30 protein-coding genes are annotated in these 25,741 nt (G+C 70.6%); 3 read left to right on the forward strand and 27 right to left on the reverse strand.

Annotation, left to right across the window (positions count from 1 at the left end; genetic code table 11):
- Positions 1–15 precede the first annotated feature (15 nt).
- The 4 genes from ABTV10_RS20220 to ABTV10_RS20235 are packed head-to-tail and all read right to left on the reverse strand — an operon-like array spanning position 16 to position 1,441.
- Entirely contained in the window at positions 16–297 is a 282-nt protein-coding gene (locus ABTV10_RS20220; RefSeq protein WP_031940195.1) for a metal-sensitive transcriptional regulator, read from the reverse strand.
- A 28-nt stretch (positions 298–325) separates the two neighbouring features.
- A complete protein-coding gene (locus tag ABTV10_RS20225; RefSeq protein ID WP_499029711.1) occupies positions 326–556 on the reverse strand; it encodes a hypothetical protein in 231 nt (76 codons plus the stop codon).
- Entirely contained in the window at positions 553–1,056 is a 504-nt protein-coding gene (gene mce1N / locus ABTV10_RS20230; RefSeq protein WP_499029714.1) for a transport-regulating membrane protein Mce1N, read from the reverse strand. Before mce1N ends, ABTV10_RS20225 begins: the two co-directional genes overlap by 4 nt.
- Positions 1,025–1,441, reverse strand: coding sequence for a hypothetical protein (locus ABTV10_RS20235; RefSeq protein ID WP_499029716.1), 417 nt, complete (start codon positions 1,439–1,441; stop codon positions 1,025–1,027). The genes mce1N and ABTV10_RS20235 overlap by 32 nt, the downstream gene beginning before the upstream one ends.
- Positions 1,442–1,571: 130 nt before the next feature.
- Here ABTV10_RS20235 and ABTV10_RS20240 point away from each other — a divergent pair, with 130 nt between their 5' ends.
- Positions 1,572–2,165, forward strand: a complete 594-nt coding sequence (locus ABTV10_RS20240; RefSeq protein ID WP_499029718.1) for a hypothetical protein — start codon at positions 1,572–1,574, stop codon at positions 2,163–2,165.
- Between the two features lie 235 nt (positions 2,166–2,400).
- On the opposite strand, the gene ABTV10_RS20245 is transcribed toward ABTV10_RS20240, so the two are convergent.
- The 7 genes from ABTV10_RS20245 to ABTV10_RS20275 form a co-directional block, all read right to left on the reverse strand.
- On the reverse strand, positions 2,401–3,039 hold the full coding sequence (locus ABTV10_RS20245) for a hypothetical protein (RefSeq protein WP_499029720.1): 639 nt from the start codon (positions 3,037–3,039) through the stop codon (positions 2,401–2,403).
- Positions 3,027–4,004 carry a porphobilinogen synthase gene (gene hemB / locus ABTV10_RS20250; protein WP_499029722.1) on the reverse strand — a complete coding sequence of 326 codons (978 nt, stop codon included), beginning with the start codon at positions 4,002–4,004 and terminating at the stop codon, positions 3,027–3,029. Before hemB ends, ABTV10_RS20245 begins: the two co-directional genes overlap by 13 nt.
- An 18-nt stretch (positions 4,005–4,022) precedes the next feature.
- Positions 4,023–5,588: a bifunctional uroporphyrinogen-III C-methyltransferase/uroporphyrinogen-III synthase gene (locus tag ABTV10_RS20255; protein ID WP_499029724.1), complete on the reverse strand. Its 1,566-nt coding sequence runs from the start codon at positions 5,586–5,588 to the stop codon at positions 4,023–4,025.
- Between the two features lie 72 nt (positions 5,589–5,660).
- On the reverse strand, positions 5,661–6,671 hold the full coding sequence (hemC, locus tag ABTV10_RS20260; RefSeq protein WP_499029726.1) for a hydroxymethylbilane synthase: 1,011 nt from the start codon (positions 6,669–6,671) through the stop codon (positions 5,661–5,663).
- Complete coding sequence (locus ABTV10_RS20265; protein ID WP_499029728.1) at positions 6,668–8,041, reverse strand: glutamyl-tRNA reductase; 1,374 nt, start codon at positions 8,039–8,041, stop codon at positions 6,668–6,670. The genes hemC and ABTV10_RS20265 overlap by 4 nt, the downstream gene beginning before the upstream one ends.
- The gene (locus ABTV10_RS20270) at positions 8,038–8,844 is read right to left on the reverse strand and encodes a redox-sensing transcriptional repressor Rex (protein WP_433606911.1); all 807 of its coding nucleotides are present in this window, start codon (positions 8,842–8,844) and stop codon (positions 8,038–8,040) included. The genes ABTV10_RS20265 and ABTV10_RS20270 overlap by 4 nt, the downstream gene beginning before the upstream one ends.
- A gap of 211 nt (positions 8,845–9,055) precedes the next feature.
- Positions 9,056–9,319: a glutaredoxin family protein gene (locus tag ABTV10_RS20275; RefSeq protein ID WP_499029730.1), complete on the reverse strand. Its 264-nt coding sequence runs from the start codon at positions 9,317–9,319 to the stop codon at positions 9,056–9,058.
- A gap of 189 nt (positions 9,320–9,508) precedes the next feature.
- Here ABTV10_RS20275 and ABTV10_RS20280 point away from each other — a divergent pair, with 189 nt between their 5' ends.
- Positions 9,509–10,636, forward strand: coding sequence for an HAD family hydrolase (locus ABTV10_RS20280; RefSeq protein WP_499029732.1), 1,128 nt, complete (start codon positions 9,509–9,511; stop codon positions 10,634–10,636).
- On the opposite strand, the gene ABTV10_RS20285 is transcribed toward ABTV10_RS20280, so the two are convergent.
- The 10 genes from ABTV10_RS20285 to ABTV10_RS20330 form a co-directional block, all read right to left on the reverse strand.
- On the reverse strand, positions 10,594–11,661 hold the full coding sequence (locus ABTV10_RS20285) for a lysophospholipid acyltransferase family protein (protein ID WP_499029734.1): 1,068 nt from the start codon (positions 11,659–11,661) through the stop codon (positions 10,594–10,596). The two genes, ABTV10_RS20280 and ABTV10_RS20285, sit on opposite strands and share 43 nt — an antisense overlap.
- A gap of 71 nt (positions 11,662–11,732) precedes the next feature.
- Positions 11,733–12,791, reverse strand: a complete 1,059-nt coding sequence (locus ABTV10_RS20290; protein WP_499029736.1) for an NAD-dependent epimerase/dehydratase family protein — start codon at positions 12,789–12,791, stop codon at positions 11,733–11,735.
- A gap of 206 nt (positions 12,792–12,997) precedes the next feature.
- A complete protein-coding gene (locus ABTV10_RS20295) occupies positions 12,998–13,099 on the reverse strand; it encodes a 30S ribosomal protein bS22 (RefSeq protein ID WP_003402602.1) in 102 nt (33 codons plus the stop codon).
- Positions 13,100–13,309: 210 nt separating this feature from the next.
- On the reverse strand, positions 13,310–13,570 hold the full coding sequence (locus ABTV10_RS20300) for a helix-turn-helix domain-containing protein (RefSeq protein WP_433606921.1): 261 nt from the start codon (positions 13,568–13,570) through the stop codon (positions 13,310–13,312).
- A gap of 138 nt (positions 13,571–13,708) precedes the next feature.
- Positions 13,709–14,524, reverse strand: coding sequence for a pyrroline-5-carboxylate reductase (gene proC, locus ABTV10_RS20305; RefSeq protein WP_499029741.1), 816 nt, complete (start codon positions 14,522–14,524; stop codon positions 13,709–13,711).
- Positions 14,525–14,585: 61 nt separating this feature from the next.
- The gene (locus ABTV10_RS20310; protein ID WP_499029743.1) at positions 14,586–15,434 is read right to left on the reverse strand and encodes a thioesterase family protein; all 849 of its coding nucleotides are present in this window, start codon (positions 15,432–15,434) and stop codon (positions 14,586–14,588) included.
- Entirely contained in the window at positions 15,431–16,090 is a 660-nt protein-coding gene (locus ABTV10_RS20315) for a MerR family transcriptional regulator (protein ID WP_499029746.1), read from the reverse strand. The genes ABTV10_RS20310 and ABTV10_RS20315 overlap by 4 nt, the downstream gene beginning before the upstream one ends.
- 170 nt (positions 16,091–16,260) lie before the next feature.
- A complete protein-coding gene (locus tag ABTV10_RS20320) occupies positions 16,261–17,103 on the reverse strand; it encodes a sugar phosphate isomerase/epimerase family protein (RefSeq protein ID WP_499029748.1) in 843 nt (280 codons plus the stop codon).
- Between the two features lie 39 nt (positions 17,104–17,142).
- The gene (locus ABTV10_RS20325) at positions 17,143–18,186 is read right to left on the reverse strand and encodes an Rv0497 family membrane protein (RefSeq protein ID WP_499029750.1); all 1,044 of its coding nucleotides are present in this window, start codon (positions 18,184–18,186) and stop codon (positions 17,143–17,145) included.
- On the reverse strand, positions 18,183–19,136 hold the full coding sequence (locus ABTV10_RS20330) for a Ppx/GppA family phosphatase (RefSeq protein WP_499029752.1): 954 nt from the start codon (positions 19,134–19,136) through the stop codon (positions 18,183–18,185). Before ABTV10_RS20330 ends, ABTV10_RS20325 begins: the two co-directional genes overlap by 4 nt.
- Positions 19,137–19,169: 33 nt before the next feature.
- On the opposite strand from ABTV10_RS20330, the gene ABTV10_RS20335 reads away from it, so the two are divergent.
- Entirely contained in the window at positions 19,170–20,009 is an 840-nt protein-coding gene (locus ABTV10_RS20335; protein WP_499029754.1) for a DUF3109 family protein, read from the forward strand.
- Positions 20,010–20,075: 66 nt separating this feature from the next.
- On the opposite strand, the gene ABTV10_RS20340 is transcribed toward ABTV10_RS20335, so the two are convergent.
- From ABTV10_RS20340 to mshA, 6 genes are all read right to left on the reverse strand, one after another.
- Positions 20,076–20,765: a winged helix-turn-helix domain-containing protein gene (locus ABTV10_RS20340; protein WP_433606933.1), complete on the reverse strand. Its 690-nt coding sequence runs from the start codon at positions 20,763–20,765 to the stop codon at positions 20,076–20,078.
- Between the two features lie 31 nt (positions 20,766–20,796).
- A complete protein-coding gene (locus ABTV10_RS20345) occupies positions 20,797–22,005 on the reverse strand; it encodes a sensor histidine kinase (RefSeq protein WP_433606935.1) in 1,209 nt (402 codons plus the stop codon).
- Between the two features lie 192 nt (positions 22,006–22,197).
- Positions 22,198–22,944, reverse strand: a complete 747-nt coding sequence (locus ABTV10_RS20350; RefSeq protein ID WP_433606937.1) for a phosphoglyceromutase — start codon at positions 22,942–22,944, stop codon at positions 22,198–22,200.
- 163 nt (positions 22,945–23,107) lie between these two features.
- Positions 23,108–23,437 (reverse strand): transglycosylase family protein, encoded by a 330-nt coding sequence (locus ABTV10_RS20355; RefSeq protein ID WP_433606939.1) that lies wholly within the window; start codon positions 23,435–23,437, stop codon positions 23,108–23,110.
- A 412-nt stretch (positions 23,438–23,849) separates the two neighbouring features.
- A complete protein-coding gene (locus tag ABTV10_RS20360) occupies positions 23,850–24,404 on the reverse strand; it encodes a type III secretion system chaperone family protein (protein ID WP_433606941.1) in 555 nt (184 codons plus the stop codon).
- Positions 24,401–25,741 carry a D-inositol-3-phosphate glycosyltransferase gene (mshA, locus tag ABTV10_RS20365; RefSeq protein ID WP_499029758.1) on the reverse strand — a complete coding sequence of 447 codons (1,341 nt, stop codon included), beginning with the start codon at positions 25,739–25,741 and terminating at the stop codon, positions 24,401–24,403. Before mshA ends, ABTV10_RS20360 begins: the two co-directional genes overlap by 4 nt.

A 25,741-nucleotide genomic window follows, 5' to 3' on the forward strand; every position in this document is an offset into this window, starting at 1 on the left:
CGGGCCTCCTCTACCTCAGGATTTCACCAGACGCGCGATCGCGTCGGACGCTTCCTTCACCTTCGCGTCGGCCTCGGGTCCGCCCTTCTTCGCGGCCTCGACGACGCATCCCGCGAGGTGCGCTTCGAGCAGCTTCAGCGACACCGACTGCAGCGCCGAGGTCGCCGCCGACACCTGGGTGAGCACGTCGATGCAGTACCGGTCGTCGGCGATCATGCGCGAGATGCCCTGCACCTGGCCCTCGATGCGCCGCAGACGCTTGAGCAGGTCCTCCTGCTGCGGGCTGTATCCGTTCATGCTCCATATCATACCCCCTACGGGTACCTCAGGAGCGGAGTCGACGCCGGACGTCGAGGGCGAGCAACCCCGCGACGAGCACCGACGCGAACGCCACCGCGATCCACGGACCCGAGTAGTGGACGCTCGTGTACGACGGCGTGTCCGGGGCGATCGGGGCGAACTCACTGGTGCTCACGCCCCGCATCCAGCACAGGACCGTCGCGACGAGCGCCGCGACGGCCCCGACGGCCTCGGCGACCACCACCGGCCGGGTCAAGCCGACGTCCCGTCCACGCTCGCGACCGCCCGGGTCAGCTGTTCGCGCAGGCCCTCGTCGTCGCGGGCCCACGCCTGGACCGGCGAGCCGTCCCGGAGCCGCAATCCGATCGCCTTCCGCCGCCGCGGCACCCCGGACAGTTCCCCGAGGCTTCGCGCGCTCTCCCATGGCTGCGGCTCGTCCGCGTACGGGTCGGCCTCCGGCAGCACCGCCGCGATCTCGGCGACCGGCAACTCCTCGGCCCCCTGCCGCAGCGTCGTGTCGGTCAGCGACACGCTCACGTGCCGGCGAGCCGCCGCCACCTGCACGTACACGATGCCGGCGAGGATGGCGGCAAAGAGCGTCAGGGCGAACCAGTGCACCACCGGTCCGGTCAGCAACTCGATCACGAGCGCAACCACGCAGAACACGGGACCGTAGGCCACGGTCCGCCAGCGCGCACCGGGCTCGTCGAACAGCACGTCCGGCTCACTCGGTCCGATCGCGTCGGAACCACTCACGCGCACCCTCCCGGAACACCAGAACGCCGGCCACCACCAGCATCAACGGAACGACGAGCAGCACCGGGGCGATCACGCCGATCGCCGAGAGCGCGATCGTCACCGACGCGAACACCGCCGAGAGCACCACGACGACGTTCCGCAGCCGCGCGCTGCCCGCGCGCGTCGGCGCCGCGAGGAAGCCGATGCCGAGACCGAACACCAGCGATGTGGCCCCGATCCCCCGCAGCAGCCACACGAACGAATCGGCGTCGGATCCGAGCTGCTCGCGGATCGCGTCGGCGGACGTCGTCAACGCCAGCAACCCGAGCAGAACCATCACGGCCGCACACAGCACCCAGATCCAGTAGGCAACAGAAACCACGCGCGGGGTCGACTCACTCACCACCCCATCATCCTGAGGCATCGACCGCTCTCGGACGAGCGGGGCGCGCGACTTCTCGCCGCATGCTGCTGCGGTTCCCAGCGCAGTCGACGGCGAGGCGGCGCCGTCTCCCGGTGTTACGGTGAGCCCCGTGTTCGACTTTGCCCGCCTCGACGCGGCGATCCTCATGACGCTCCGCGCGTGCGTCACGGAACTCCGCGATGCCGACGACTCGCTCGCGATGGTGGCCTGCGGCATGGTCGAAGACCTCACCGGGTTCTTCGTCGCCGGGGCCGGTGCGCGCTGGGCCGCCGGGCTCGAAGGGTCGAGCGCAGACAAGGCGCAATGGGCCTGGAGTCCGTCGGAGTGGCCGCTCGGCGCGGAAGACCCGGACGATGCCGCGCCGGGGCGGGTAACGAGCGCAATCTGGGCGCTCTCCGGCACCCAGGCAGTGATCGAGGGGACAGGGACAGCGCTCGAGGCTGATGCCTACGATGCCCTCCGGCTGCAATACGAGGACCGGATCGTGCGTGCGATCCAGCGGATGCAGGCGGATGGCGAGTTCCGCGATGCCGCGGGGAACGACGTGTGGATCTGGCTGCACTCCGCGGACGACGCTGATCCCGAGCTCGACGCGCGCAGCTTTGCCGCCCTGCAGGGCCCCGAACTCGCCCGCGATTTCAGTGACCGTTTCGGCGCCGGGGGCGATCGGCTGCTCGCGCGGATCGCGGCCCGCGAGGCGTAGCGCACCACTCCCCGGGGTGGCCCCTCAGCCGGCGAGGACACCCGGAACGAGCAGGAGCAGGAGCGTCCCGATGCCGAACAGCGCGATCAGCGCGATCCACAGCAGCTCCCGTCGCCCGCCGGTTCGATGCTCGACGTGCATCACCACCCCCTGAACGGATTCCGACCACCCTGTTCATGTGACTCCCCTCACACTACAGCGGGGGCTTCGGAGGATCGAATCACGGACGAACCGCTCAGCGCACCGCGGGCAGGTTCAGGAAGTAGTCGTTGGATTCCTTGCGGTGCATCAGCACGATCGCGCCGACGGCGACCACCGCCTGCAGGATCCCGGCGCCGCCCATCACGAGTGCGGCCGTCCCGGTCGCGGCACCCGCACCGAAGACGGTCGGGATCGCGGAGAACACGGTGAACACCCCGGCCATCGTCAACAGCATCCGGGCCCAGTTCTTGCCCTTGCGCATCTTGAAGTCGAACAGCACCGTCAATCCGCCCAGCACAAGGGTGAGGAACACGCCCGTGGCCACCAGGCCGAACACCAGTAGTTGCTCCGCCTGCGACCGGGTGACGGTGACGTCGGGCTGCTTGGCGAACTCGTCCATCAACTGGTCGACGAACGAGGTCCGGTCGCTGTAGACGAACAGCAGCGCCGCGACCAGATACACGACGCCCAGCGCCGCGACCACGAACCACAACTGGAACGCGGTCTGGACGTCGGCCGGGATCGGCTTGTGCTCCTGCGCCGGCGGCGGCGCCGGGTACGGTCCCGGCTGACCCGGCGTCTGCGGCGGACCGGCCGGATACTGCGGCGTCCCCGGCCAGGAGTCGGGCTGCCCCGGCTGCTGCGGCGGCCACTGCCCGGTCACGACAGCCACCCCGCCGCCTCTGCGGCCCAGTAAGTCAGCACGATGTCCGCGCCGGCACGACGGATGCTCAGCAACGACTCGAGGACGGCGGCGTCGCGGTCGATCCACCCGTTCTGCGCGGCCGCGGTGATCATCGCGTACTCGCCGGAGATCTGGTACGCCGCCACCGGGACAGTCGAGCGGTCGGCGACCTCGCGCAGCACGTCCAGGTACGACATCGCGGGCTTGACCATCACCAGGTCCGCGCCCTCGGCGAGGTCGAGGTCCACCTCGAGTCGCGACTCGCGGCGGTTCGCCGGATCCTGCTGGTAGGTGCGGCGGTCGCCCTCGAGCGACGAGCCGACGGCCTCCCTGAAGGGCCCGTAGAACGCCGACGCGTACTTCGCCGAGTAGGCCAGCTGGCCCACCTCGGCGTGACCGGCGGCGTCGAGGCCCTTGCGGATCGCCGCGACCTGGCCGTCCATCATGCCGCTGGGACCGAGCAGGTGTGCGCCGGCGTCGGCCTGCGCGACGGCCATGTCGACGTACCGGGCCAGCGTCGCGTCGTTGTCCACGCGGCCGTCCGCCGACAGCACCCCGCAGTGCCCGTGCGAGGTGAACTCGTCGAGGCACGTGTCGGCCATGAGGACCGTCGAATCCCCGAGTTCCGCCTTCAGCGCGGCGAGACCGCGGTTGAGGATGCCGTCCGGGTCGGTCGCGCCGGACCCGACAGGGTCCTTGTCCTCCTCGCGTGGCACGCCGAACAGCATGAGCCCGCCCACGCCGGCCGCGACCGCGTCGGTCGCCGCCTTCCGGAGCGAGTCCAGCGTGTGCTGGACGACGCCCGGCATCGACGAGATCGGACGCGGCTCGTCGATGCCGTCGGCGACGAACATCGGCAGCACGAGATGACGCGGCTCGAGCGACGTCTCGGCTACCAGGCGGCGCAGCGCGGGGGTACCGCGCAGACGACGGGGACGGTGAACTGGAAACACGGTTCTCCCGAAGGTGGGTCAGCGGCGGGCGCGGGACTTCTTGCGCGGAGGCGGCAGCGCACCCTCGGCGCGCAGCCGGGCCGCATGCTCGGCGAGTGCCTCGACCAGCGGACCCATCTGCGCCGTCTCCGGCTGGACGTCGACGCGCAGACCGAACTCGATGGCGGTCTCGGCCGTCTTCGGTCCGATGCACGCGACGATCGTCCGGGCGTGCGGCTTGCCGGCGATGCCGACGAGGTTGCGCACCGTCGACGACGACGTGAAGCACACCGCGTCGAAGCCGCCCGTCTTGATCATCTCGCGGGTCTCGGCCGGCGGCGGCGCCGCACGCACGGTGCGGTACGCGGTGACGTCGTCGATCTCCCAGCCGCGCTCGCGCAGGCCCTCGGCGAGGGTCTCGGTGGCGATGTCCGCGCGGGGCAGCAGGACACGGTTGACCGGATCGAACACCTCGTCGTACGGCGGGAAGTCGGCCAGCAGGCCCTCGCTCGACTGCTCACCCGACGGCAGCAGTTCCGGCGTGATGCCGAACGAGCGCACCTTCTCCGCGGTGGCCTCGCCGACGCACGCGATCTTCACACCGGAGAACGCGCGCGCGTCCAGGCCGAACGCCTCGAACTTCTCCCACACCGCACGCACCGCGTTGGTGGAGGTGAACACGACCCACTGGTAGCGGCCGTCGACCAGGCCCTTGACGGCGCGCTCCATCTGGGCCGGGCTGCGCGGCGGCTCGACCGCGATGGTGGGGACCTCGATCGGGATGGCGCCGTGCGTGACGAGGCGGTTGCTCATGTCGGCGGCCTGCTCCTTGGTGCGCGGCACCAGGACGGTCCAGCCGTACAGGGCACGCGACTCCCACCACGACATCTTGTTGCGCTGTGAGACGACCTTGCCGACCGTGACGATCAGCGGGCCGACCAGTTCGGAGCCGGCGTCGTTGAGCGTCGCGAGGGTGGCCTCGACGGTGCGCTGCTGACGCGTGGTGCCGCGGACGGTGATCGCGGCCGGGGTCTGCGGGGCCAGGCCGTGCTCGACGAGCGCGCTCGCCGTCTCGGCGAGGTGCGCGGCGCTCGCGTGCAGCACCAGCGGGCCGGGGGCCGCAGCCAGCGCCGCCCAGTCGACCTCGCCGCGCACGTCGGCCTCGGTGTGCGCCGAACCCAGCGCCATGCCGGCGTAGCTCGGCACCGCCGACCCGGACGGCAGACCCGGCAGCACCTCGAACACCACCTGGGTGCGGGCGACGGCCGAGACCTCCGCGATCACGGAGTCGGTGGTCAGCGGGTCGCCCGCGACGAGACGGACCACGTCGTGGCCGTTCTTGGCCTCGGCGACGAGGGTCTTGGCGACCTCCGCGGGCTCGCCGAGCGCGGGACGGACCTCGGCGATCGGCTCGTCGGTCTCCGGGTCGCGGCCGAGCGCGGTGCCGACCAGAGCCGTCACGCCCTTGTCGACGTCGGGATCGGTGAAGGCCAGCGCCGCCGACGCGAGCACGTCCCGCGCGCGGACGGTGAGCAGTGCCGGGTCGCCGGGACCCGATCCCACAAAGAGGATCCGTCCGGGGGTGTTCTTACGGACTCGGCTCATCGGTAGTTCTCCAGTGCGGTCTCATGTCGATAGGAAGAAAGTGCAAAATCAGGCCTCGAAAGGTCAAGCACGTCAAGCATCCGCATCACCTTCCTCGGCAATCGTCATCAGATCTCGGGCGCCGAGCTCGAGGAGTTCACGCGCAACCGCGCGCCCCAGCTCGTCCGCACGCTCGGGCGACCCCACGGTGGACGCCCGAATCACGTCGGAACCGTCGATCGCGGCGGCGCAGCCCCGCACGGACAGTTCCTCGAACACACGGCCCTCGTCGTCGATCGACTCGACGACCTCGGCGATCGCGCCCACCGGGGCGGTGCAGCCGGCCTCGAGCTCGGCGAGCAGCGCGCGCTCGGCGACGACGGCGGCGCGCGCGGCCGCGTCGTCCAGCTCGGACAGGGCCGCGATCAGCTGTGGGTTGTCGGCGCGGCACTCGACGGCCAGCGCGCCCTGCGACGGCGCCGGCAGCATCTGGACCGGCTCGAGCGTCTCGGTGATCTCGGCGGCACGACCGATGCGGGACAGGCCCGCGCGGGCGATCACGATCGCGTCGAGCTCGCCGGACGCCACCTTGCCCAGGCGGGTGTCGATGTTGCCGCGCAGCGGCTCGATCTCCAGCCCCAGGCCGAGGGCGCGCAGCTGCGCGCGGCGGCGCGGAGCCGACGTGCCGATCCTGGATCCCGGCGGCAGCTCACCGAGCACCAGCCCGTTGCGGGCGACGAGGGCGTCGCGCGGGTCCTCGCGGGTGGGGACCGCGGCGATCACCAGATCGTCCGGCTGCGCGGTGGGCAGATCCTTGTACGAGTGCACCGCGACGTCGACCTCGCCGGCCAGCAGTGCCTCGCGCAGTTCCGCGACGAACACGCCGACGCCGATGCGCTGCACCGGGCCGGAGGTGACGTCGCCCTTGGTCTTGATGATCACCAGCTCGGCGGGGTGCCCCGCCGCGATCAGCGCGTCCCGTACGGTGCCGGCCTGCGTCGTGGCGAGCAGGCTGCCGCGGGTGCCGATCCGCAGGGTGCGGGCGCCGGAGCGGGAATCGGATTCGTGGCCGGCGGTCGCTGTCGATGCCGCGTCCGTGCTCATGCCTGCGCGTCCTTTCCTGCTACGTCGGGGCCGGCGGCGAATTCGCCGAGGTCGATCGGTGCGGCCACGGCCTCCGCCGAGCCCGGCCGCAGTTCGAAGAGCTCGCGCAGCGCGGCCGCATACGTGTCGCCGCCCGGAGTGGAGGCGAGCTGTTTGACGCGCACCGTCGGCGCGTGGAGCAGCTTGTCGACGACGCGGCGCACGGTGCGGGCCACCTCGTCGCGCTGCGGGTCGTCCAGACCCGGCAGGCGCGAGTCGAGCCGCAGCAGTTCGGCCTCGACCACCTCGGCGGCGCGCTGGCGCAGCGCGGTGACGGTGGGGGTGACCTCGGCCTGACGCTGCGCGGCCAGGTACTGGGAGAGCTCGGAGGCGACGATCTCACGGGCGGCGTCGGCATCGGACGCCGCGGCGCCGGCGCCCGGATCCCGTTGCAGCGCAGCCATGTCGAGCACAACCACCTCGGGAAGCCCGGCGACGGAGGGCTCCACGTCGCGGGGCAGACCCAGGTCGCAGATCACGAGCGGGCGGTTCGGCTCGCGCTCCGGCCGGGCCAGGGCCCGGTGGGTGTCGGCGAGCGTGACGACCGAACCGACCGCGCCGGTACAGGTGACGAGCACGTCGGACTGCGCCATCGCGTCGGACAGATCGTCGAATCCCACTGCGACGGCGTCGATTCCGTTGCCCACCGCGGTGGCGGCGAGGTGCTCGGCGCGCTCGCGGGTGCGGTTGACGACGAGGATGCGTCCGATGCCCGCGCGGGTCAGGTGCGCGACCGACAGGCTGCCCATCGCGCCGGCGCCGACCACGACGGCGGTGCGTCCGACCAGTCCCCCGTCGCCGAGGATCCCGGCGGCGCGGTCGAGCGCGACGGACACCACGGACGCGCCGGCGGCGTCGATGCCCGTCTCGGAGTGCACCCGCTTACCGACCCGCAGCGCCTGCTGCGCGAGCTCGTGCAGCGCCCGCCCCGCGGCCTGCTGGGCATCGGAGGCGGCGTAGGCGGCGCGGATCTGTCCGAGGATCTGCTGCTCGCCGATCACCATCGAATCCAGGCCGCTGGCGACCGCGAACAGGTGCTCGGCGGCGGCCTCGCTGTAGCGGACGTATGCGTGCTTGTGCAGCTCGGCGAGGTCGAGTTCGGCGTGCTCGGCGAGGAGGTCGCCGATGTCGGTGAGGGCTCCGTGGAACGCGTCCACCACGGCGTAGATCTCGATGCGGTTGCACGTCGAGACGATCATCGCCTCCGAAATGTGGGCCGAGGCCAACATCTTGTCCGTCAGCTTCGGACGGTCGGTGTCCGTGACCGCGATCCGTTCGAGGACGGAGACGGGAGCGCTACGGTGCGAGATCCCGACGAGAAGCACACTCACGGCCTGATCACCGATCCGTTTCTGGTCGAAGCGCCGACCGCCGCGGACGCGGCGGCGGCCTGGGGATTACGTTGCTCGTCCGGAGGAGTGTTCCGGGCCATGTTGAACGACAGCACCTGCATCTCCATCGCGAGATCGACCCGACGCATCTCCACGTGGTCGGGGATCTCCAGCGCGAGCGGGGAGAAGCTGAGGATGCAGCGCAGCCCGGCACCGACGAGTTGGTCGCACACGTCCTGCGCGGCGGCGTCGGGAGTGGCGATGACGCCGATCGTGGCCTCGAGGTCCCGGCACGAGTCGGCGAGCTCGGCGACGTCCCGGACGGTCAGCCCACCGACGCTGGAGCCGACGCACGCCGGATCCTTGTCGAACAGTCCCACCATCGAGAAGCCGCGCCGGTCGAATCCGCCGTAACCGGCGAGTGCGCGCCCGAGGTTGCCGATGCCGACCAGCACGACCCGGTGCCCCTGGTCCAGGCCGAGCGCGGATTCGATGCGGGCACGCAACCGCGCGACGTCGTAGCCGACGCCGCGAACACCGTTGGGGCCCAGGAACGACAGATCCTTGCGGAGCTTGGCCGATCCGACACCGGATGCGCTGGCCAGTTCCTCGCTGGAGACGATGAGCGCACCCTCGTCGGCGAGCACTCCGAGGACCCGCAGGTATGTCGCGAGGCGCGTCACCGTAGCCTGGGGGATGTCACGGTGCTGCGGTGCCGGAGCCGTTCCCCCGCCGGGAGCGGACGGAGCAGCCCCGGCGACGCCGCGGGCCACTGCCCCTTGCGCCTGGTGCTGTTCGGTCACGTCGATGGCTCCTCGTCCGGTCGGCCGTGTACCCCGGCCTTCACACGAAGGTCCCGGGGGATTTGTTCACACCACGGTAACCGCTTGTGAAGCCATGCACAAAGTTGCTCGACCACCCCGAGACGTGCTCTCACCTGCAGAGCGACCGGATCCGACGAGGCGGGGTGACCCTTCCCACTCCGCGGTCGACCCCCTCTCCGCCGAGCGGAATTCAGCCCGCCAGGAGATCGGCGCGCAGCCGGTCCTCGTCGACCTCCCAGTAGCTGTGCTCCTTTCCGTCGAGCAGGACGACGGGCAGCCGGTCCCCGTACTCGGCGCGCAGATCGGGGTTGTCGGCCGCGGCCTCGTCGACGTCGACGCAGGTCAGTTCGAGATCGAACTCCCGGCAGATCTCCTCGAGCAGGTCGCGCGCGGGAACGCACGCCCCGCAGCCGGCGCGGGTGAGGAGGGTGATCCGGTTTCGCGACTGGTCCATGTGCACCAGTGTTCCTCGAGGCCGCGGACTCCTCGGACGCCGGTTCGACGGCGTCCGGCCCGGAGAGTTCCGGACCGTTCCGTTTCGAGACGAACATCACACGCCGCGGGCGCGGCATCGATCCGACGGGATGCGCTCGTGCGGTCGGGCTAGGGTGAGCCAGAGGTGTCTGCGACGCGGGAGGTGCGTGTGCCTGGGCGATCACTGCCGAACGGCGCGAGATCCGGTATGGGCCTGTCCGGGTTCCTGCGCCCCGGACGCCGCCGGATCCGGAATCTGCTCGGTCCGAGCGAGGCCGAACTGCGCGCCAATCTCGCCGGTGAGGCCAGCGCCGACGCCGCGCTCGCCCTGCAGGAGGCCGAGGCCCTGGAAGCGGCCGCGCTCGAAGCCGCCGAGGCGGAAGCCCTCGAGACGGCCCCCGAGGTGGCGGAACCGCCGGCGGAGCCGGCCGAACCGGCTGTCCCCCTCGACCTCACCGCCGCGGCGTTCTTCGACGTCGACAACACGATGGTGCAGGGCGCGTCGATCATCCACTTCGCTCGCGGCCTCGCCGCCCGCAAGTACCTGCGGACGTCGGACCTGGTCGACTTCGCGTGGAAGCAGGTCAAGTTCCGGATCACCGGCAAGGAGAACAGCGACGACGTCGCCGAGGGCCGCGCGAAGGCGCTGTCGTTCGTGGCCGGACGCTCGACCGCGGAACTCGCCCGGCTCGGCGAGGAGATCTACGACGAGGTCATCGCCGACAAGATCTGGGCCGGGACCCGCGCGCTCGCGCAGATGCACCTCGACGCGGGTCAGCAGGTGTGGCTGGTGACGGCCACCCCGGTCGAGTTGGCGCAGGTGATCGCCAAGCGTCTGGGCCTGACCGGCGCGTTGGGCACCGTCGCCGAGAGCCGGGACGGCGTGTTCACCGGTCGCCTCGTCGGCGACATCCTGCACGGACTGGGCAAGGCCCACGCGGTGCGCACCCTCGCGGTCCGGGAGGGCCTGAACCTCAAGCGCTGCACGGCGTACTCCGACAGCTACAACGACGTGCCGATGCTGTCGCTGGTCGGCACCGCTGTCGCCGTCAATCCCGATGCGGACCTGCGCGAGCTCGCCAAGAACCGCGGCTGGGAGGTGCGCGACTTCCGCACCGGACGCAAGGCCGCGAAGGTCGGCATCCCGACCGCGCTGCTGCTCGGCGCGGTCGGCGGCGCGGTGGGCGCGATCCTGAGCCGTCGGCGCGAACGGGTCCTGCTCGCGGAACTGGCCGCCGCCGAGGCAGGCCGCGCTCAGCCCATGAAGACGTTGCGGCGCTGCGCCAACAAGCGGTAGAGGGTCTGCTGGATCGTCTCCCGGACGTGGTCGGTGACCTCGAACAGCACCATCGGGTCGTCCGCCTCGGCGGCGGCGTAGGTGTCGGTGACGATCGGCGTGCCGAACTCGATGAACCACTTGGACGGCAGCGGCACCAAGCCGAGCGGCCCGAGGTGCGGGAACAGCGGCGTCACCGGGAAGTACGGCATGTCCAGCAGTCGCGCGAGCGGCGCGATGTCACCGATCTTGGGATAGATCTCCTCGGATCCGACGATCGAGCACGGGATGATCGGCGCCCCGGCGCGCATCGCCGCCGAGACGAACCCGCCGCGGCCGAACCGTTGCAGCTTGTAGCGCTCGGAGAACGGCTTGCCGATGCCCTTGTAGCCCTCGGGAAACACCGCCGCGACCTCGCCACCGCGCAGTAACCGTTCGGCGTCCGGGTGGCACGCCAGGGTGTGCCCGGCCTTGCGGGCGATGTTCCCGACGATCGGCATCTCGAACGCCAGATCGGCGGCGAGCATCCGCAGGGCCCGGTGCTGCGGGTGATGGTCGTGTACCGCGACCGACGTCATCAGGGCGTCGATCGGGACCACACCCGCGTGGTTGGCCACGACCAGCGCGCCGCCCTGCGCCGGGATGTTCTCGACGCCGCGGACCTCGACCCGGAACCACTTCTCGAACAGCGGCCGCAGCGCCGGCAGGAACACACCGTCGGCGAAGTGCGGGTCGTAGCCGAACTCGTCCACCTCGTAATCCCCGGCGATGCGTCGGCGCAGGAACCCGGCGACACCGGTGATCTGGTCGACGACGCGGGACCGGAGCCCGTCGAGGGGTGAGCCCCCGTGCTCGCCGGCCTCCGCCGCGCCGTTCGCAGGGGCCGGCTCCGCGGCGGGCGCGGCGGCCTTCCCGGGGTCCGCCGCGGGCTCGGGGACCCGCGGGCGATTCACCGGGGAGGGCGAATGTCGATTCGGGACGCGGTCACGCGCCGGGCGGGCGCCCGCGCCGCCGTGCAGGGGAATCACCTTCGCCACTTCGTTCACCAACGCCACCTGCCCTCGTGTCTACGTGCGGTGTGTCTCTGTCGGCACTGCATGCGCTCTGTGTCCGCCGCTCATCTGCCGGCCCGGGGCGGAGTCGGGGCGCCCGCGAGCGCGAGCGCCGTCGATTCGGCCCGGTCCACCCATTCCGGCTCGATGACGCGGGTCAGGCCGGTGCCGCGGACGAAGTCGTCGAGCGCCTCGAGCGTCGTCCATCGCGGCTCGAAGCCCAGTTCGGCGCGCATCCGGGTGGTGTCGAGGCCGCACCCGAAGTGGAAGTAGTCGAGCTGTTCCCGGGTGAACGAGCGCATCTGCGAGCCCATCAGTGCTCGGCCGGCGCTGCGGAACAGCGAGAACGGCATCGGCACTTCGACCCGGCCCGCTCGACGGATCGCCTGCGACATCATCACCGCCCCGTCCCCCGCGACGTTGAACGTCCCGGCCGGACCGGCGACCGTGGCCCGCTCGAGGGCCGCCAGCGCGTCCTCCTCGTGCAGCAACTGCATGCGGGCGTCGCGGCCGAGGATGCTCGGGACGATCGGCGACGACAGGTACCGCGCCACCCAGCCGTGCCGCCGCGGACCCATCAGGGGCGCCAGGCGCAGGATCGACACCGCGATGTCGGGACGGCGGCGTCCGAGCCCGCGGGCATAGCCCTCGATCTCGATGCAGTCGCGGGCCCAGGCCCCCTGGGGCGGGCGGCGGGCGCTCATCTCCTCGGTGAACTTGGCCGGGTCCTTGGGGCTGCCGCCGTAGACAGCGGACGCCGACCGCACCACCACCTTGCGCACGGACGGGGCCTTCTGGCACACCGCGAACAGCTGCATCGCGCCGATGACGTTCATGTCCTTCATCGCCGCCCGGCTGCCGGACTTGGGCGCCTGCGCGACCGTTGCGGCGTGGACGACGGTGTCGACCTCGGCCCCGCGAATCACCTTTCCGATGAGCGGGTTCCGGATGTCGGCTCGGACGAACTCGGCGCGGCCCATGCGGCGCATCATGTCCTTGCTCGGGGAGACGGCGTCGACCGCGATGACGCGATCGACACGCGGGTTCTGCGCGAGTCGCGCCACCAGGAACCCGCCCGGGAACCGGCTCGCGCCCGTCACCAGCACCACCTTCGGTGGCTGCACACCGCGATCGTCAGGACTCACCGCTACCCCCGTCCATTCGCCCCTCCGGCGAGCCTAGCCAATCCACGGGCGCCGGGAAGGGTTCGGCGCAAGGCTTTACACCTTGGCAACACGCCACCCGGACAGGTCCGGACAGGCCACCCGGAACACGCGGATGCCCGCCACCGAAGGGGTGACGGGCATCCGTGTGCAAGAGCCTCTACGGCTTACTTGCCGAGCTTCCGACGCTGAACTCGCGTGCGACGAAGCAGCTTGCGGTGCTTCTTCTTCGACATACGCTTGCGGCGCTTCTTGATCACTGAACCCATGGTGGGTGTCCCTCACAGTCTTCTATAGCGTTCAGCGCACGCCGGTCACGTACGCCTGTGTCTTCCTCTGGCGCTGAGGCCTCGTTGCCACTGGCCGCTCTCACGACCCCAGCGCCTGACGACACCGGCTGGCTGGTACGACGACTCACGATCGTACCGGGACGGGTCCGCTCGGCGAAAACCGAGGTTCACCGTTTCGATTCCGGCGCGTCAGCCGGCGTCGAAATACGAGGTCTCCAGATAATCGTGGACCGCCTTGGCATGGACACGGAAGGAACGCCCGACGCGAACGGCGGGCAGTTCACCACTGTGAACGAGGCGGTACACGGTCATCTTCGAAACCCTCATCAGCGTCGCGACCTCCGCGACGGTGAGGAACTGCGTCCCGGCAAGGCTCGCGCCGCCGGGGCCGTCTTGCTTACCGGTCTTGTCTGACTTTGCCGGGTTTGCCGGGTTTTCCGGGGATCCCATCTGTCCACATACCTCCGGCACATGTCGCGCCGCCGGCTTCCCCTCCGGCGGAACAGACACGCACGTGCTGACACGCAGCTTAGCGTTGCCAGAGGGGTTGATGCGACGGGTGTTGCAAACAAGATCGACAATCTCGATCTACTCGGGGGCAACTCCGAGTTCAGCGGACCGATCCCTGGCGGCCGCGAGGGCGTCGTAGAACGCGGTCCGCAGGCCCCCACGCTCGAGCGCACGCACCGCGGCGGCGGTGGTGCCGCCGGGCGACGTGACGGCGGCCCGCAGCTCGTGGGCGCTCTCGCCGGACTCGGCGAGCATCGCCGCGGAACCGACCATCGTCTGCACCACCAGTTCGCTCGAGGTCGCGCGGGTCAGACCGAGCGCGACACCCGCGTCGATCATCGCCTCGACCGCGAGGAAGAAGTACGCGGGACCCGAGCCGGACACCGCGGTCACCGCGTCGATCTGCGATTCCGGAACCGTGGTGACGGTGCCGACAGCCGCCAGTATCCGGCGCACCAGGTCCAGGTGCTCCGGTTTGACGTGGCGACCGGGCGCCACGACGCTCGCACCCTGCCCGACGAGCATCGGGGTGTTGGACATGACCCGGACGACGGGGAACCCGGCGGGCAGCTTCACCTCGTACCGCACCGTCGGGATACCGGCGGCGAGCGAGACCAGCATCTGCTCCTGCTCGCCGTCGAGGTCTGCCTTGCCCAGGGCGGTCAGGACGGCGTCGACGTCCGCGGGCTTGACCGCGACGACGATGACGTCGGCGCCCTCGGCGGCGTCCTCGATCGTGGTGACGCGGATCGAATACGTCGCCGTCAGTTCCTCGGCACGGGCCGGGTACTGCTCGGCCACCACCAGATCCCGGGCGGGGTGACCGCCCTGCAACAGTCCAGAGATCAGGGCCTCACCGATCTTGCCGCCACCGATCACCGCAATTCTCGTCATGGCCTCCAGCCTGCCACGACGGGCAATCCGGGCCGTCCCCCGGTACCGGGCCGGTCCGGGATCAGCGCGGGATCATGGCGAGCTGACGGCTCTGGACGACGACCGCCCCGGTGGAGTCCAGGACGGTGTGGTCCTCCTCGAACCAGGTGTCGCCGAGCACCGTCGAGCTGGCCATGACGCGCAGCCATCCGGGGGCGGGCCGCCGGCGCAGGTACGTCGTCAGCTGGACGGTGGGCGCCCACCCGAAGATGCCGCGGTTCATCGTCACGGGCGCGCAGATGTCGCCGGTCATGATCCCGAACAGCGCCGCGGTGGCCGGGTCCTGTTCGTCGGCGGCCCACGGCCGCGCCCACATCCGCACCTGCGGCTCGCCCTGCTGCCCTCGCAGGAAGTGCGCCGACGACCCGTCCACGCTCAGGTGACAGCCCTGCGAGACGTGCACGATCTGCGCCATCGGGTGATCGGCGGCCAGCGCCTGCGCCTCGGCCGGCGGCTCGACAGGAAGCTGCGCGAGCGCCTGTTCCCCCGTGTAGTGCGGCTCCCCCGCATCGGGCACCCCCAGCGTGACGGCGGCGTGCACGGCGGGGCGGCCGTTCTGCGACAGCTCCACGTCGACGAGCGACACCTGACGTCCGCGCTTGCGGACGGTCGCGACGACGTCCACCTCCCCGGGATCCGGCGCGGCGAGGTAGTTGGCGCTGACGGCCAGCGGTTGGACGGCCGGATCCACCGGCAGGTCGGGCGCCGCGGTGTCGGTCAGTTCACGCCGAGCCGCGGCCGCGCAGACGGCCATCATGCAGCCGCCGTGCACCTTGGGGCCGATCGTCCAGATCGGGTCGATGTGGGCGGTGTAGCGGCCGCCCCCGTGCGAGGTGACGGTGGTGAGGTCCCGGAAGGGGTGAAGGGTCACGACTGGTCCTGTCTGTCGGGGTCGGCGAAGTCGTCGAAGGTGCGTTCCGCGAAGGCCGCGGCACCGATGTCCTGGTGGGCCAGCCGACGCAGCGCCGCGAGCACGGGTTCGTAGATAGCGGTACCGAGCACGGCGTACTCGATCGCGGACTCGGCGGAATCGGTGGGCATCAGTTCGAGGTCGATCTCGGCGATGCCGCGGATGTGGCGCGCGTACACCTCGAGGCGTTCGTCGGTCATCGGGATGCCGACGTCCTCGGCGGCCGCGAGTGCGCGTTCCAGTTGCGCCACAACGGGATACGACGGCTCGTACACCTGGCCGAGCCGCTCGAGCACCGCCCGTGCCCGCGGATAGTCGCCGGCGTCGTCGTCGGGGGCAGTCGGATACGGCGGCAGCGCGGCCAGCGCGCGACCGAGAGTGTCGAAGACGGTGTCGGCGGGGTGGTCGACGAGCCCGACGATGGTGCGGATCTTCCCCAGCGGCAGGCCGACGCCGGCGAGTGCCTTGATGAGCGCGAGACGCCGTACGTGCTGCTCGCCGTACTCGGCCTGCGTCGCGCTGCTCGCGGCGCCGGGCATGAGCAGACCCTCACGCAGGTAGTACTTGACGGTCGCGAGGGGCACGCCACTGGCGGCGACCAGCTCCGACACCCGCATTCCGACCCCTCACCCCGTTCGACACCCGACAACGTCGGGGCGATCACGGAATCCCTATTGGATAGTAGAACTATCCAATATCGGGCGAGTCTACCGCACACGCGGAGCAGACCATGGATGCCGCAGTCACCGGCCCCGTGATCGGCGCGGGTGTCTCAGCGCTGTAGGCGTCAGCGCAAGTTCTCGCGGGCGAAGCTCAGCGCCTGGCCGAGCATCGACGCGCGTTCGGGCCGGGTGCGCGCGTTCTGCGTGTTGATCTCGACGACGACCTGCCCGGCGAATCCGCTGTCGACCAGATGGCGGCACACCTCGACGCACGGCTGCGTGCCATGACCCGGGATGAGATGTTCGTCCACCGACGCGCCGCGGCCGTCCGCGAGGTGCAGATGCGAGAGCCCGCTGCCCATCCGGCGCGCCAGATCCAGCGCGTCCATGCCGGCGGTGGCGGTGTGCGAGAGGTCCAGCGTGTAGTGCCGGTGCCCGGCGTCGGTGGGGTCGTACGACGGGCTGAACGCCGACAGCGCCGCACCCGGGCCCCCGCGGCGGCGCAGGCGCTGGGCGGTCCGCTCCCGCCCGCCGAAGAAGCTGTCGGCCCGCATCGGGAACATGTTCTCGACCGCGACCACGGCGCCGGTCTTCTCCTCGAGCTCGGCCACCTGATCGGCGAATCCGTCGGCGTATCGACGCTGCCAGCGGAACGGCGGATGGACCACCACGTTCGACGCCCCCAGCACCTCGGCGGCCTCGACCGATCGGTTCAGCTTCGCGACCGGGTCGGAGCCCCACACGCGCTGCGAGATCAGCAGGCACGGCACGTGCACGGCTCGCACGGGCACCGCGTACTTGCGGACCAGCCGCTTGACCGCCGAGAGATCCTGGCTGACCGACTCGGCCCACACCATCAGCTCGACGCCGTCGTAGCCGACCTCGGCGGCATAGCGAAACGCCGCTTCCGTGTTCTCCGGGTAGACGGAGGCCGTGGACAGTCCGACGAGGATCTTCCGATCCGGCATGCGTGCCCTCCCCACGACCTTCCCTCCGCCGCCGACCGGTCAGCTCGTGCTGAGTAGGAAGGCCAGTGGACCGAGTGTGACGAAGACGCCGGCGACGAGGGCGATCACCAGGCTGGTGATGTCGTCGGTGCGGCGCAGGATCCGCACCATCGCGACGAGCCCGACGATCACCAGGACCGACAGGACCAGCGCGACCATCGGCAGCATGTCCCACAGCTTCTCGAAACCCTTGAACATCAGCGCGCCGGCGACGACCGCGACGGCACCCTGACCGAGCAGGACGGCCCACTGCTTGGCACCGCTCGGCTCGGGTTCGAGTTCGAGTTCGTCGATCTCGGCGTCGTCGGTGTCCGTGTCCGCGTCGACCGAGTCGGCGTCCGCGGGCTTGGTGTCGGTCGGCTTGCCGGCTGCGGGCTTGGCGTCGGCAGGCTTGGCGCCGCCCTGGCGCAGCAGGTCGCCCGCGACGGACTGCCCGGACAGCAGTCGCGGCTCGGGCTCACCGCCGCGCGCGAGCGGGGGCACCGGGGCGATGACGGTGGTCGTGGTCGTGGAGTTGGACGGCGTGGCCGATCGCCACCCGGTCTCCACCGGCTCGGAGCGTTTCGCCTCGGCCTTCACCGTGGGAGCGATGACGGTCGGCTCGTCCGCGGCGGCCGGCCGCACCGTCGGCTTCTGCGCCGGCTGGGCGGGCTTCTGGGGCTGCGCCTTCACCTCGGGCTTCGGCGCCGGCTTCGGTGCCGGGGCCGGGGCCGGGGCCGGGGCCGGGGGCGGTGTGGGCTTCGGTGCGACCTGGACCGGCGGAGCCGTGTTCTGGCGCGCCGTCGGCTGCGCGGCGGGCGCGGGCGGGGCCGGATCGACCTTCGGCGCGGCCTGGCGCGGCGCCTCGTCGGCGGAGGTGTCGGGCTCGGCGGTGGCGCGCCCGTTCCGGACGGCCGGGAACTCGCCGGTCAGTTCGGCGACGGAGATGCCGCCTTTGACGCCCCGGCGTCGTCGGCCACCGGCACCGGAGCCGACACGCTGGCCGTTGCGGGCCAACAGCTCCGCAACCGAGATTGCTTGGCTGTCACCTTCGGGCTCAGTCATCGAGCGCTCACCACCAGTTCTCCACCCATGTCCGTATCGAGCTTGCGAAGAATCAGACCCTCACGCAGTGCCCACGGGCAAATCTCGAGCGTGTCGACTCCCAGCGCGCGCATGCTGGCCTCCGCAACGAGAGCACCGGCCACGATCTGCTGAGAGCGGTCGGAACTCACGCCCTCCAATTCTGCACGGTCCGACGCGGTCATCCGTGAGATGAACGCGATCAGCTGCCGCAAACCGCTCGCCGTGAGGGTCCGCTTGACGCGCGGACCTGCGGCGGACGGTGCGGCGCCGGTCAGTCGGGCCAGCGAACGGAAGGTCTTGGAGGTGCCGACGTGCAGGTCCGCCTCGCCCGACGCGCGCAGTTGCTTGGCCGGGGCCACCAGCTCGGCGTCGAGCCAGTCCCGCAGCACCGCGACGCGACGCTTGCCGGGCGGGTCCTCCTGCAGCCAGTCCCGGGTGAGGCGTCCGGCGCCCAGCTGCAGCGAGAACGCCACCTCGGGGTCCTCGTCGCCGCCGGCCGTCAACTCCAGCGAGCCGCCACCGATGTCGAGGTTGAGGATCCGTCCGGCGCTCCAGCCGTACCAACGGCGCACCGCGAGGAACGTCAGCCGGGCCTCGTCCACTCCGGACAGCACCTCGAGGTTCACGCCCGTCTCGGCGCGCACGCGGGACAGCACGGCCTCGGAGTTCTTGGCGTCGCGCACCGCCGATGTCGCGAAGGCCATCAGCTCACCGCAGCCGGACGACTGGGCGATCCCCGCGAAGTCCCGCACGGTCGCGACCAGGCGGTCGGCGCCCACCGGCGTGATATCGCCCCGCTCGTCCGTGTTCTCGGCCAGCCGGAGCGTGGCTTTCGTGGAACTCATCGGCGTGGGGTGCCCACCACGATGAGCGTCCACCACGAGCAGGTGGACGGTGTTGCTTCCGACATCGAGTACCCCAAGGCGCACACGGCTACGGTACTGGGTCTACCGTCGGGCACTGTGACAGCAGGCAGCACCGGCGGCTCCCACAAGATCGCGCCCACGCCGGAAGTGGATCTCGACTTCCCGCGCGAGTGGGTCCAGTTCGTCGACCCCGAGAACTCCGAACACACCATCAAAGCCGACATGACGTGGCTTCTTTCGCGCTGGACCTGCGTGTTCGGCACGCCCGCGTGCCAGGGCACGGTGGCCGGTCGCCCCGACGACGGCTGCTGTTCGCACGGCGCGTTCCTCTCCGACGAGGAGGACCTCGAGAAGCTCGACGCCTCGGTGAGGATGCTCACACCCGAGGACTGGCAGTTCATGGAGAAGGGCCTGGGCAAGAAGGGGGGCAAGAAGGACTACGTCGAGGAGGACGATCTCGAGGACGAGCCGGCGCTGCGCACCCGCAGGTACAAGGGCGCGTGCATCTTCCTCAACCGCCCGGGCTTCGAGGGCGGCATCGGGTGCGCGCTGCACAAGATGGCGCTACGAAAGGGCATCGAGCCGCTCGAGGTCAAGCCCGACGTGTGCTGGCAGTTGCCGATCCGCCGCACGCAGGAGTGGGTGGACCGCCCCGACGGCGAGCAGATCCTCGAGACGACGATCACCGAGTACGACCGCCGCGGCTGGGGCGAGGGCGGCGAGGACCTCGCGTGGTACTGCTCCGGGTCTCCGGACGCGCACGTCGGCAGCAAGCCGGTGTGGCAGTCGTACGCCCCGGAACTGACCGAACTGCTCGGCAAGGCCGCCTACGACGAACTGGCGTCGCTGTGCCGCCGTCGCGAGGGGCTGGGACTGATCGCGGTGCATCCGGCGACCACCGCCGCGCAGGCGAAGCAGCCCCCGTCCGACGACTGAGACGTGGAAGGCCGAATGTCACACGCGTTCGATCCGACTGAACGCGTGTGACATTCGACCGACAGCTCACTCCTCGAGCTTGTACCCGAGGCCGCGGACCGTCACCAGGTGCTTCGGCTTGCCGGGGTCGGCCTCGATCTTGGCGCGCAGCCGCTTGACGTGGACGTCGAGGGTCTTGGTGTCGCCCACGTAGTCGGCGCCCCACACCCGGTCGATGAGCTGCCCGCGCGTGAGGACCCGTCCGGAGTTGCGCAGCAGATACTCGAGGAGGTCGAACTCCTTGAGCGGCAGCGACACCGGCTCGCCGTCGACGTGGACGAGGTGGCGTTCGACGTCCATCCGCACCGGGCCGGCGGCGAGGATACCGTCGTCGGCGCCCGGGTCGGCGTCGGCGTCGGCGCCGCGGCGCAGCACCGCCCGGATGCGGGCGATCAGTTCGCGGGCCGAGTACGGCTTGGTGACATAGTCGTCGGCGCCCAGTTCGAGGCCGACGACCTTGTCGATCTCGCTGTCGCGGGCCGTGACCATGATGACCGGCACCGACGACTTGGCACGCAACTGCTTGCACACGTCGGTGCCGCTCATCCCGGGAAGCATGACGTCGAGCAGGACGATGTCGGCGCCGGAGCGTTCGAACTCGGCCAGCGCGGACGGCCCGTCACCGACGATGGTGGTTTCGAACCCCTCCTTGCGGAGCAGGAACGCGAGCGGATCGGCCAGCGATTCCTCGTCCTCCACGATCAGCACACTCGTCAACGGTTGGCCTCCAGACTCGTGCCGCGGCGCATCACGACGCGGCTTTCTTCTCGATCTTCTCGATGCTTGCGGGTTGGTGGGTCGCACCGGGCGGGGCGGCGTCGACCGCATCGAAGTGCCCGGGAACCTGCAGTGTGAACGTCGATCCGGTGCCGGGTCGGCTCCACAGGTCGATGGATCCGTTGTGGTTGGCGGCGACGTGTTTGACGATCGCCAGCCCCAGGCCGGTGCCGCCGGTGGCCCGCGAGCGGGCCTTGTCGACCCGGAAGAAGCGCTCGAACACGCGCTCCTGGTCTTCCTTGGCGATGCCGATGCCGCGGTCGGTGACCGCGATGGCGACGTTGTCGCCACGGACCGTCCGGCTCACCGACACCGCGGTTCCCTTGGGCGAGTAGGCGATCGCGTTCTCGACGAGATTCGACAGCGCGGTCACCAGCAGCGTGCGGTCCCCCATCACCTCGAGCCCGCTCGGGGCGTCGGCGTGGACGGTGATCTCGGCGGCCTCGGCGGCCACCGTGGAGCGGCGCAGCGCCTCGGCGACGACGTCGTCGACCTCGACCACGTCGAGGTCCGGCAGCTTCTCCGCGCCCTGCAGTCGCGACAGCGCGATCAGTTCGGTGACCATGTTGCCCAGCCGGTGCGACTCGCTGAGCACGCGCTGACCGAAGTAGCGCACCGACTCCGGGTCGTCGGCGGACTCGAGCAGCGCCTCCGCGAGCAGGCCCATCGCCCCGACCGGCGTCTTGAGTTCGTGGCTGACGTTGGCGACGAAGTCGCGGCGCGTGGCCTCCATGCGGACCTGCTCGGAGTCGTCGTCGGCGAACACCACGACGAACCGGCGGTCCTCCTCGCTCAGCAGTCGCGCGACGCCGCGGACGGCCATCTTGTCGCGCCCGCGCTGCGACGTGCGCAGCGTGAGGTCCACCTCGACCGGCTCACCGGTCTCGAACACCTCGGTGGCCGCGACCCACGCCCGGTCGTCGATCATCCGGTTGCGCACCAGACCCAGTTCCTCCGCGCGCGGGTTGACCAGGACGACGTCGTTGAACGTGTCGACGACGGCGATCCCGCTGTCGGAGGTGCGCACGATCAGGTCGAGGACCTGCGAGAGGGTCAACCCGGCCTGGGACTGCTGGCGTCGTGCCCGACGGGCGACGAGGCGGGGAACGAGAACCGCACCGACGAGGAGGCCGGCGACAGCGGTCGCGACGGCCAACAGCACGGCCTGAACAACAGTCACACGAGAATCGTACGTTCGACCAACCCTGACCCGAAGCCGGGTGTGACCGTTTTCCCGCACGTCACAGGCCCGAGAACTGGAGTTTTCCGCTCGTTCACCATCTGTTTGCGATATCCGTCGAACCCCCGGAAACGGCGAAGGCCGGCACGGATCGGCGATCCGTACCGGCCTTCGAGCCGCGCAGGCGAGGGACTACTTGGCGCCCTGGTTCGCCACGGCGGCGGCACCGGCCGCGGCGGCCGCCGGGTCCAGGTACGTGCCACCGGGGTTCAGCGGCTTGAGGTTCTCGTCCAGGTCGTAGCGCAGCGGGATACCCGTCGGGATGTTCAGGCCGGCGATGTCCTCGTCGGAGATGCCGTCGAGGTGCTTGACCAGTGCGCGCAGCGAGTTGCCGTGCGCGGTGACCAGGACGGTCTTGCCCGCCTTGAGATCGGCCGCGATGGTGTCCTCCCAGTACGGGACGAGGCGCTTGACGACGTCGAGCAGGCACTCGGTCAGCGGGACCTCGGGCAGATCGGCGTAGCGCGCGTCCTGGTCCTGGCTGTACTCGCTGCCGGCCTCGATCGGCGGCGGCGGGGTGTCGTAGCTGCGACGCCACAGCATGAACTGGTCCTCACCGAACTCGGCCTTGGTCTGGGCCTTGTTCTTGCCCTGCAGCGCACCGTAGTGACGCTCGTTGAGGCGCCAGTCCCGCACGACCGGGATCCAGTGCCGATCGCACGCGTCGAGGGCGAGGTTCGCGGTGCTGATCGCCCGACGCAGCAGCGAGGTGTAGAGAACGTCCGGGAGCAGGTTGTGCTCGGCGAGCAGTTCACCGGCACGCTTGCCCTCGGCCATGCCCTTGTCGGTCAGGTGCACGTCCACCCAGCCGGTGAACAGATTCAGCGCGTTCCATTCGCTCTCGCCGTGGCGGAGCAGCACAAGTGTTCCGGTACTCATGGGGTCAATCCTGGCATGTGCGACTCGCTCGCGGTCCACCCACTCCGACCCTGTGCCCGGCACAACTCCGGCGGAACAGCTGAAGGGACCCTCCGTGCGCTCGGAGCGCTCGAAGGGTCCCTTCAGCTGTCGACGGGGGCTCAGCCGAGCCCGGCCGTCAGGCTCAGAGGTACTGGCCACACACCGGCCACGCACCGCGGCCCTGGCCGGCCAGCACGTTCTCGGCGACGCGGATCTGCTCGGCGCGGGAGTTCTCGTGCGCCATGCCGGAGCCGCCGTAGGCCTGCCAGGTGCTGGCGGTGAACTGGAGACCGCCGTAGAAGCCGTTGCCGGTGTTCGCGGCCCAGTTGCCGCTGCTCTCGCACTGCGCGACGGCGTCCCAGTTGCCGGACGCGGCGCTGGCGGTGCCGGTGCTCAGCGCGAGCGGTGCGGCGACGAGGGCGGCGGTGGCGGCGACGGTACCGATGGTGCGCTTGACGTTGAACTTGGCCATGTGGGGATGGATCCTCTCCGTGTCGGCGACGAGGCGGCCGGCGGACGACGTGACGGTCGATCCGGGCTCTGGATGGGCCTCGCCTCTGCCCCTCATAGGTCTTGCAAATTCCGATCCCGCGGGGCAGATCAGCGGTGGCGGGTCGGCGTCTTACGTGTCTTGCTCCCGATGTCGTGTGTCTCGGGCTGGTTACAACCGTAGGAGCCCATCACGGAAAGGTCACGGGTGGATTTTCTGAGACGGCCGTACGCGAAAATGGCCATGAGCAGGTAAAATCGGCAGCTCAGTGGTGATGAATCGCGGAAGGCTACCCGCGTCGTTGCATATCCGTTACGTGACCCGGATCACACCGAATGAGTGAACGCGCTCACGAAATCTCGGCCGGATAACGCCGCTACCGACTCGTGCGACGTCAGCGAGACCCGGCGGGAGGACCCCACGTCGGGGCGCCGGAAGTCTCGTCGAGCTCGTCGACGAGGTGCTTGAACGGCTCGAGATTCGTCAGCGACTCGCCGCGCGAGACCCGCCACGCCCACTCCCGCTTGATGGCGGTCGCGAAGCCGAGCTCGAGCAGCACGTTGAAGTCGCCGTCCGCGGCCTCGAGGACCTGCCCGAGGACACGGTCCAGCTCGTCTCCGGTCACGGCGTGCGTGGAGATGCGCCCCACCAGGTAGATGTCACCGATCTTGTCGATCGTGTAGTGCACGCCGTACAGCCTGCGGTTGCGGCGCAGCAGGTACTTGTAGACGCCCTCGAAGTTCTCGTCGGGCTTGCGGCACACGAACGCCTCGACGCGGACGCCGTGATTGCCGACCGTGAGCAGCGTCGAGGTCTTGAGCTTGTGCTCGCCCGGCAGCTCGACGACGAACTGGTTCTCGCCCCGGCGGCTGTACTCGAGTTCCCGCTCCTTCAGCGCCGCGTCGATGACGTCCGCGATGCCGTTCGGGGTCCGGTCCGGTTCGCTCATGCCCGCACTCCGCTCGTCCGGCGCAGCTTCCACAGCCCGCGCGACCTGCGCGGCGAGAACTCGCCGCTCTCCCCCGACACCCGCTGGTACCTGGCGGTGGCGGCCCGGTAGCTGGCGAGCAGCGCGTCCGCGGTGTGTTCCCACGAGAAGTTCTCGGCGTGCCGGGTGGCCCGGGCCGCCAGTTCGTCGAGCCGATCCGGCGCCGTCACCAGGGACTGCAGCGCCGACGCCCAGTCGTCGGTGCGGTGGCCCTGCACCAGCAGACCGGTCTGCCCGTCCCGGACGGCCACGCCGAGCCCGCCCACGTCGGCGGCGATCACCGGCGTTCCGCACGCCTGCGCCTCGATCGCGACCAGGCCGAAGGATTCCGAGTAGCTGGGCACCGCGACCAGATCGGAGGCCCGATAGACGTCGGCCAACCGGTCCGGCGGCTGCGGCGGCAGGAACGTCACGCGTGCACGGATGCCGAGCGTGTCAGCCAGTTCGATCAGCGACTCGGGGCGCTCGAGGCCCGTGCCGGACGGGCCGCCGACCACCAGCACGCGCAGCGGCAGCCCCGATTCCCGCGCCATCACCTCCGCCGCCGCCCGCAGCAGGACGTCGGGGGCCTTGAGCGGCTGGATCCGGCCGACGAACGTCACGATGGTCTCGGACGGGTCCAGACCGAGCGCGGCGCGGGCCTCGAGCCGGTCACCGGGCCGGTACCGGGCGAGGTCGGCGCCCGGTGCGACGACGTCGATCTTGCTCGGCGAGGCGCCGTAGATGGAGGTGAGCTGCGCGGCCTCGTCGGTGGTGTTGGCGGTGAGCCGGTCGGCCTCCGCGACCACCTGCTGCTCGCCGATCTGCCGGGCCGCCGGCTCCGGGGTGTCGCCGTCGGCGAGGGACGCGTTCTTCACGGCCGCGAGCGTGTGCGCGGTGTGGACGAGCGGCACGCCCCACCGGTCCCGGGCGAGCCAGCCGACCTGACCCGACAGCCAGTAGTGCGAGTGCACGAGGTCGTAGTAGCCGGGCTCGTGCCGGACCTCCTCGCGCAGCACACCCGCCGCGAACGCGCACAGCTGCGTGGGCAATTCGTGCTTGTCGAGGCCCTCGTACGGGCCGGCGGCGATGTTGCGGACGCGGACACCCGGCGCCGCCTCCTGGACCACCGGGGTGGCCGACGACGTCGCCCGGGTGAAGATGTCGACCTCCACGCCACGACGCGCGAGTTGGATCGCGGTCTGCAGCACGTACACGTTCATTCCGCCCGCGTCACCCGTGCCAGGCTGTGCCAGCGGCGACGTGTGTACGGAGAGAACGGCGACCCGTCGGGGTCCCGCGCTGTGCTTGGGTGTCAC

The organism is Paraburkholderia sp. RHO2, from assembly GCF_050955445.1.
In the GTDB taxonomy this organism is placed as follows: domain Bacteria; phylum Actinomycetota; class Actinomycetes; order Mycobacteriales; family Mycobacteriaceae; genus Prescottella; species Prescottella agglutinans_A.